At 71.7% G+C, this 6,294-nt stretch carries 7 protein-coding genes; 5 read left to right on the top strand and 2 right to left on the bottom strand.

All coding sequences use genetic code 11. The annotated features are described in order from the left end of the window. Window positions 1-19 precede the first annotated feature (19 nt). Window positions 20-457 (bottom strand): YdeI/OmpD-associated family protein, encoded by a 438-nt coding sequence (locus DEJ06_RS08700; RefSeq protein ID WP_111039053.1) that lies wholly within the window; start codon window positions 455-457, stop codon window positions 20-22. 184 nt (window positions 458-641) lie between these two features. Between DEJ06_RS08700 and DEJ06_RS08695 the strand changes: the two genes are divergently transcribed. From DEJ06_RS08695 to DEJ06_RS08680, 4 genes are read left to right on the top strand one after another with little or no spacing between them, the layout of a single operon-like run. Beyond that, window positions 642-1,784 (top strand): ABC transporter substrate-binding protein, encoded by a 1,143-nt coding sequence (locus DEJ06_RS08695; protein ID WP_111029030.1) that lies wholly within the window; start codon window positions 642-644, stop codon window positions 1,782-1,784. A gap of 5 nt (window positions 1,785-1,789) precedes the next feature. Next, on the top strand, window positions 1,790-2,785 hold the full coding sequence (locus DEJ06_RS08690) for an ABC transporter permease subunit (RefSeq protein ID WP_258372461.1): 996 nt from the start codon (window positions 1,790-1,792) through the stop codon (window positions 2,783-2,785). After that, entirely contained in the window at window positions 2,782-3,696 is a 915-nt protein-coding gene (locus tag DEJ06_RS08685) for an ABC transporter permease (RefSeq protein WP_111039051.1), read from the top strand. Before DEJ06_RS08690 ends, DEJ06_RS08685 begins: the two co-directional genes overlap by 4 nt. Continuing rightward, window positions 3,693-4,763, top strand: coding sequence for an ABC transporter ATP-binding protein (locus tag DEJ06_RS08680; protein WP_111039050.1), 1,071 nt, complete (start codon window positions 3,693-3,695; stop codon window positions 4,761-4,763). The genes DEJ06_RS08685 and DEJ06_RS08680 overlap by 4 nt, the downstream gene beginning before the upstream one ends. Window positions 4,764-4,937: 174 nt before the next feature. Here DEJ06_RS08680 and DEJ06_RS08675 read toward each other — a convergent pair whose 3' ends face one another. Next, on the bottom strand, window positions 4,938-5,417 hold the full coding sequence (locus DEJ06_RS08675) for an NUDIX domain-containing protein (protein WP_017888122.1): 480 nt from the start codon (window positions 5,415-5,417) through the stop codon (window positions 4,938-4,940). A gap of 60 nt (window positions 5,418-5,477) precedes the next feature. Here DEJ06_RS08675 and nagB point away from each other — a divergent pair, with 60 nt between their 5' ends. Then, window positions 5,478-6,263, top strand: coding sequence for a glucosamine-6-phosphate deaminase (gene nagB / locus DEJ06_RS08670; protein ID WP_110895274.1), 786 nt, complete (start codon window positions 5,478-5,480; stop codon window positions 6,261-6,263). Window positions 6,264-6,294 lie beyond the last annotated feature (31 nt).

Here is a 6,294-nt window from a genome sequence, read left to right as displayed (position 1 = left end):
GGACCTGGCCGCCGCACCCCTACCCCCGCAGGGACTCCACGGCCTTCTCGATCCGCCGGGCCCGTGTCTCCGGGGCCTTCGCCTGCGTGACCGGGTCGGCGAGTGCGCGCTGCCGCGAGTTCGACAGGGTGTCGAACGCCGCACGCACGCCGGCCTCCTGCAGCGCGGCGGCCAGGTCCTCCGGCAGGTCGACGGTCCGGGGCAGGGTGTCGACCTCGAGCGAGACCTCGACGGTGTCCCCGGCGGCGATCCCGGCGGCCGCACGTTGCGAGGCCGACAGCGGCACCAGGAACTGCCCGTCCATGACCCCGACGGTGGAGCGGTAGGTGTAGCCCCGGTGGATCGTGACGACCACCGCGGGGCGCTTGCCGGATCCGAGCGCCTCGATGACGGACTCCGGGACGGGGAGTCCGGTCGCCGTCTTCCGCGCTTGCAGGACCGTCGTCGTGAACCGCATCCGTGCCTCCAGGCCTGGTGTGGGCGCGACCCTGCGCCCAGAACGAGCAAAGCGTACAGCCGCACCCGCTGTTCCGCCGTCGTTCACCACCGGAGCACGGGCCGGAAACCGGCCGCGTCCACGATCGAGCAGAACCCGGACACCCGGTCCCCGCAGCACCTTCCCCCACCCGAAAGGCCCACCCGTGCAGCACAAGCGCACCCTGGCCGGCATCGCCCTGGCCGCCGCCGCAGTCGTCACCCTCGCCGGATGCTCCTCGACGAGCTCCGCCAGCACGAGCAAGGGCGACGCCGACTGGAAGACCACCACCAGCGCCGAGTCCGCCGGCGGCATGGACGCCCTGGTCAAGGCCGCCAAGGCCGAGGGCCAGCTCAACGTCATCACGCTCCCGCCGACGTGGGCCAACTACGGCAAGATCATCGACGGCTTCACCAAGAAGTACGGCATCAAGATCAACTCCGCGAACCCGAACGGCTCGAGCGCCGACGAGGTCGCCGCGGTCAAGTCGCAGAAGGGCCAGTCCACCGCCCCCGACGTGCTCGACCTCGGCAACGCCGTGCTGCAGGAGAACCTCGACCTGTTCGCCGACTACAAGGTCGCGAACTGGGACGACATCCCCACGAACCTGAAGGACGAGGACGGCGCCTGGACGCGCGACTACACCGGCCTGATGTCGATCGGGTACGACTCGTCGAAGATCTCCGACGCCCCGAAGGACATGACGGACCTGCTCGGCTCCGAGTACAAGGGCAAGGTCTCGATCGGCGGCGACCCGACGCAGGCGAACCAGGCCGCGTCCGCGGTGTACCTGGCGGCGCTGGAGAACGGCGGCTCGGCCGACGACATCACCAAGGGCGTCGACTTCTTCGGCAAGCTCAAGCAGGCCGGCAACTTCCAGAACGTGCTGCCGACGCAGGCCACCGTCGCCTCGGGTGAGACCCCGGTCGTCGTCCAGTGGTCGTACAACAACCTGGCCTGGGGCCCGGCGGCGGGCGCGAGTGGCAACAAGGACTGGAAGACCGTCGTCCCGAAGGGGCAGGCGCTCGGCTCGTACTACTCGCAGGCCATCAACAAGGACGCCCCGCACCCCGCGGCCGCCCGCCTGTGGGAGGAGTACATCGCCAGCCCCGAGGTCCAGAACCTGTACCTGCAGGCCGGCGCCTTCCCGTCCACCCTCGCCGCGCTGACGAAGTCGGGCAAGGTCGACCAGGACGCCCTCGACGCCGCCGGTGGCGCACCGAAGGACTACGTCGAGCTGACCGACGCGCAGGTCGCCGACGCCGCCAAGGTGCTCAAGGCCAAGTGGTCCTCGACGATGGGGTCCTGAGCAGCATGACCACCGCATCGGCAGACGCGCCCGCGGCGAGCGGCGCAGCCGCGACCGACGCCGCACCGGCGACGAGCGCGACGAGCCCCGTGCGCCCGACGTCCGCACGAGCGTCCGCCGATGCCGTCCGCCGCGGCGCCGGACCCCGTGTCCGGCGCCGCGTCGGCCTCGCCTGGCTGGGGCTGACGCCCTTCGCCGCCTACGTCCTGCTGTTCCTCGCCGTCCCCGCCGTGATCGCGATCGGCAGCGGCTTCTTCGACGCCTCCGGAGCGTTCACGTTCGCGAACCTCGCGGCCTTCGCCGACCCGTCCGTGCTGCGGGCGTTCGGCGGGTCGTTCGGCCTGTCCGCCGCCTCCGCGGTCATCGGTGCCGTGCTCGGCGCGGTCGTCTGCTGGGCGCTCTCGGCACTGCGGCCGGACGGGCTGGTCCGGTCGATGATCGACTCGGCGGCGAGCGTCCTCGCCCAGTTCGGTGGCGTCATGCTCGCGTTCGCGTTCATCGCGACGATCGGCGTGCAGGGCCTCGTCACGACGTGGTTGGTCACGGTCTTCCACGTCGACCTCAACGCGGACGGCGCCTTCCTGTACACGGTGCCCGGGCTCGTGATCCCCTACGTCTACTTCCAGGTGCCGCTCATGGTCCTCACGTTCATGCCCGCACTCGAGGGCGTCAAGGCCCAGTGGGGCGAGGCCGCCGCGACCCTCGGCGCCTCGCGCCTGACGTACTGGCGCCGGATTGCGTTGCCGGTCCTGGCACCGGCGTTCTGGGGGTCGCTCCTGCTGCTCTTCGCCAACGGCTTCTCGTCGTTCGCCACCGCCGCGGCCCTGATCTCGCAGGGCGGCATCGTGCCGCTGACGATCCGCACGCAGCTCACCAGCGAGACGCTCGCCGGCCTGCAGAACGTCGCCGGGGTGCTCGCCTTCGGCATGGTCGTCGTGATGGCGGTCGTGATGGGCGCGTACTCGCTGCTGCAGCGCCGTGCCGCGAGGTGGCAGCGATGAGCGCGGCGGCCCCGGTCCGTCCGGCCCGCCCGGCGCAGCCGGTTCGGCTCGGAGGCCCGTCCCGCGTCCGCCGCTTCGGCACGGCCCCGTCCCGTGGTGCGGCAGCGATCGTGCTCACCGTGATCGGGCTCCTGTTCGCCGTGCCGCTGGTCGCCCTGCTGCAGTTCACCTTCCGGCAGGGCACCGACGGCGGGCTCACCTTCGCGCACTGGGCGGCGATCGGTGACCCGGCCAACGCGTTCACCTACCAGCCGGTGTTCGACGGGCTCGGGGCGTCGCTGCTCATCGCCGTGATCACCGTCGGGATCGTGCTGCTCGTGCTGCTGCCGGCCCAGATCATCACCTCGCTCCGCTACCCCAGGCTCCGGAGCGTCCTGGAGTTCGTCTGCATCGTGCCGATCACCGTGCCGGTCGTGGTGCTCGTCGTCGGGTTCATCCCCGTGTACCAGGTCGTCTCGCAGGTCTTCGGGTCCGGCTCCTGGACGCTGGCGTTCGCGATCGGGATCATCACGCTGCCGTTCGCGTTCCGCCCGATCGCCGCCGCCATCACCGCGACGGACCTGATCGTCCTGTCCGAGGCGGCCCGGTCGCTCGGTGCCTCGTGGTGGACCGTCACCTGGCGCGTGCTCCTGCCGAACCTGCGCCGGGGCATCACCGCCGCGTGCTTCCTCACGATCACCGTGGTCCTCGGCGAGTACACCCTCGCCGCGTTCCTCTCCCGCAGCACGTTCCAGACCGGGCTCGTGCTCGTGCAGGGGACCGACCCGTACGTCGCCGCGATCTTCTCGGTCGCCGCGCTCGCGTTCGGCTTCGTGCTGCTCGTCCTCATCGGCCGCATCGGGACCCGTCGCACGGGCCGCGTCCGCCGCACCCGCACCACCCGTCGTCCCCGCCTCGAGGAGTCCGCATGACCGTCACCGCTCCGGCAGCCCCGGCGTCCCTCGCCACCACCGGTGCCGTCGTCGAACTCCACGCCGTCGAGAAGCACTACGGCGCACACCGTGCACTCGCGGGACTGTCGCTCCGCGTCGAGCCGGGGGAGTTCGTCTCGCTCCTCGGGCCGTCCGGTTGCGGCAAGACGACGGCCCTCCGCGCGCTCGCGGGCCTCGAGGCCATCGACGCCGGCTCGATCCGCATCGACGGCCAGGACGTCGCCGACACCCCGGTCAACAAGCGCGACATCGGCATGGTGTTCCAGCAGTACTCGCTGTTCCCGCACATGACGGTCCGGCAGAACGTCGCCTTCGGCCTCGAGATGCGCCGGGTCCCCGCCGCCGAGCGCAAGAGCCGCGTGGTCGAGGCCCTCGACATGGTCCGCCTCGGCGAGTTCGCCGAGCGGTACCCGCACCAGCTCTCCGGCGGGCAGCAGCAGCGCGTCGCCCTGGCCCGTGCCCTGGTCACCCGCCCCCGGGTGCTCCTGCTCGACGAGCCGCTGTCGGCCCTCGATGCGAAGGTCCGGGTGTCGCTGCGCGACGAGATCCGCCGCATCCAGAGCGACCTCGGCATCACCACCGTGTTCGTGACGCACGACCAAGAGGAGGCGCTCGCCGTCTCCGACCGGATTGCCGTGATGCAGGCGGGCGACATCGAGCAGGTCGGCACGCCCGAGGAGCTCTACCGCACCCCGTCGTCGGCGTTCACGGCGGACTTCGTCGGCCAGTCGAACCGGCTGCAGGGCGACCTGCGCGGGGGCGACGTCTTCGTGTACGGGTTCCGGGTGCCGGCGCTCGACTCCTCGGCTCCGGACGGGCCGGTGCTCGCCTACGTCCGGCCGGAGGACATCGCCTTCGCTCCGGAGGGTATCACCGGCACCGTCGTCTCCTCGAGCTTCCTCGGGTCGATCCGCCGCACCACCGTCCGCCTGGACGACGACACCGTCGTGACCGTCCAGCACGAGGTCGGCGACCGCCGGGCCACCGGCGACCCCGTCGCCGTGCGCCTGCTCGGCGCACCCGTGGCGGTCGCGCCGCTCGCGTAGCTCCCCCCCCCCCGCGAAAGCGACAGATCGCGCTCGCGACCGCGCTCACCGTCGCGAAAGCGACAGATGGGCGCGGATGCTTCGCGGACTTCTGTCGCTTTGGCGGGGTGGGCGGCACCGACGGCGGACGGGAGGCTCGTGGCGGCCTGGCACCGCGCCTCCAGACCGGTGGGGTCAGCGCTGGAAGCGCGCCTCGCGCTCGTCGGCCAGCCCGGCCTCGACGCGTGCCCGCATGTTCTCCGACATGTCGGGCAGGGCGTCGAGCCGAGCCCAGAACGCCTCGGTGTTCTCGCCGTCGGCGGGGTTCGGCGTCCCGGAGACGTACCGGCAGGCGAAGACGAGGTCGAGGTACTGCGACCGGTCGCCGTTCGGGTAGGTCATCTCGGGCAGCACCTGCACCCAGGCCAGGCGTTCGGCGACGGCGACGACGTCGGCTTCTTCCAGGACCTCGCGTTCGGCGGCGACGGCGGGTTCCTCGCCCGGGTCGACGATCCCGGTGACCGGGGTGTACGCGCCCGTGTCGGCCCGCCGGACCACGAGCAGTTCGCGATCGGCGCCGGAGCCGCGGGTCACGATGGCGCTCACGCCCGACAGCCAGAGCGGCGCCGTGCCGATCTTCTCGCGCAGGGACAGGACGAAGTCGGGGGTCGGCATGCCTCCACGCTACCCATGCGACCCCTGTCGCAGACTGGTCATGACCAGTAGGCTTGCCGTGTGGAGATCATCATCCTGCCCACGCCGGACGAGGTCGGTCGCGTCGCCGCGGCCAAGATCGCGTCCGTCGTCGCCAAGAAGCCGTCCGCCGTCATCGGTCTCGCCACCGGATCCAGCCCGCAGGGCATCTACACCGACCTGCAGCGCCGGGTGCAGGCGGGCGAGATCTCGTTCGCCGAGGCTCGTGGGTTCGCCCTCGACGAGTACGTCGGCATCCCGCTCGAGCACCCAGAGTCGTACGCGGCCGTGATCGCCCGCGACGTCGTGGCACCGCTCGGCTTCGACGCCTCGCGCGTGCGGGTGCCGGACGGCCGTGCCGCCGACCTGGAGTTCGCGGCCAAGGAGTACGACGCCGCGATCCGTGCCGCGGGCGGGATCGACGTGCAGATCCTCGGCATCGGGGCCAACGGCCACATCGGGTTCAACGAGCCGACCTCGTCGTTCGCCTCGCGCACCCGCATCAAGACCCTCGCGCCGTCGACCCGTGACGCCAACGCGCGCTTCTTCGACTCGCCCGAGCAGGTCCCGACGCACTGCATGACGCAGGGGCTCGGCACCATCCTCGAGGCCCGCGAGCTCGTCCTCGTCGCCCAGGGGCCGTCGAAGGCCGCGGCCGTCGCCGCTGCGATCGAGGGGCCGCTCAGCTCCTTCGTGCCCGGTTCGGCCCTGCAGCTGCACGAGCACGCGACCGTCGTCGTCGACGAGGAGGCCGCTGCCGGGCTGCAGCTCGCCGACTACTACCGCTACACGTACGCGAACAAGCCGGCCTGGCAGCGGTTCGAGTAGGCGCTGCGCCCTTCTCTCCACTCACACGCCG

It is taken from the genome of Curtobacterium sp. MCLR17_051, from assembly GCF_003234395.1.
In the GTDB taxonomy this organism is placed as follows: Bacteria; Actinomycetota; Actinomycetes; order Actinomycetales; family Microbacteriaceae; genus Curtobacterium; species Curtobacterium flaccumfaciens.
Note: the sequence above shows the minus strand (reverse complement) of the source record. Positions and strands in the feature narration are given on the sequence as shown.

Bases quoted from the DNA above. Each gene is read 5' to 3' on its own strand.
- DEJ06_RS08685 (WP_111039051.1), top strand. From the start codon at position 2,782: ATGAGCGCGGCGGCCCCGGTCCGTCCGGCCCGCCCGGCGCAGCCGGTT.
- DEJ06_RS08680 (WP_111039050.1), top strand. From the start codon at position 3,693: ATGACCGTCACCGCTCCGGCAGCCCCGGCGTCCCTCGCCACCACCGGT.
- DEJ06_RS08675 (WP_017888122.1), bottom strand. From the start codon at position 5,417: ATGCCGACCCCCGACTTCGTCCTGTCCCTGCGCGAGAAGATCGGCACG.
- DEJ06_RS08690 (WP_258372461.1), top strand. From the start codon at position 1,790: ATGACCACCGCATCGGCAGACGCGCCCGCGGCGAGCGGCGCAGCCGCG.
- DEJ06_RS08700 (WP_111039053.1), bottom strand. From the start codon at position 457: ATGCGGTTCACGACGACGGTCCTGCAAGCGCGGAAGACGGCGACCGGA.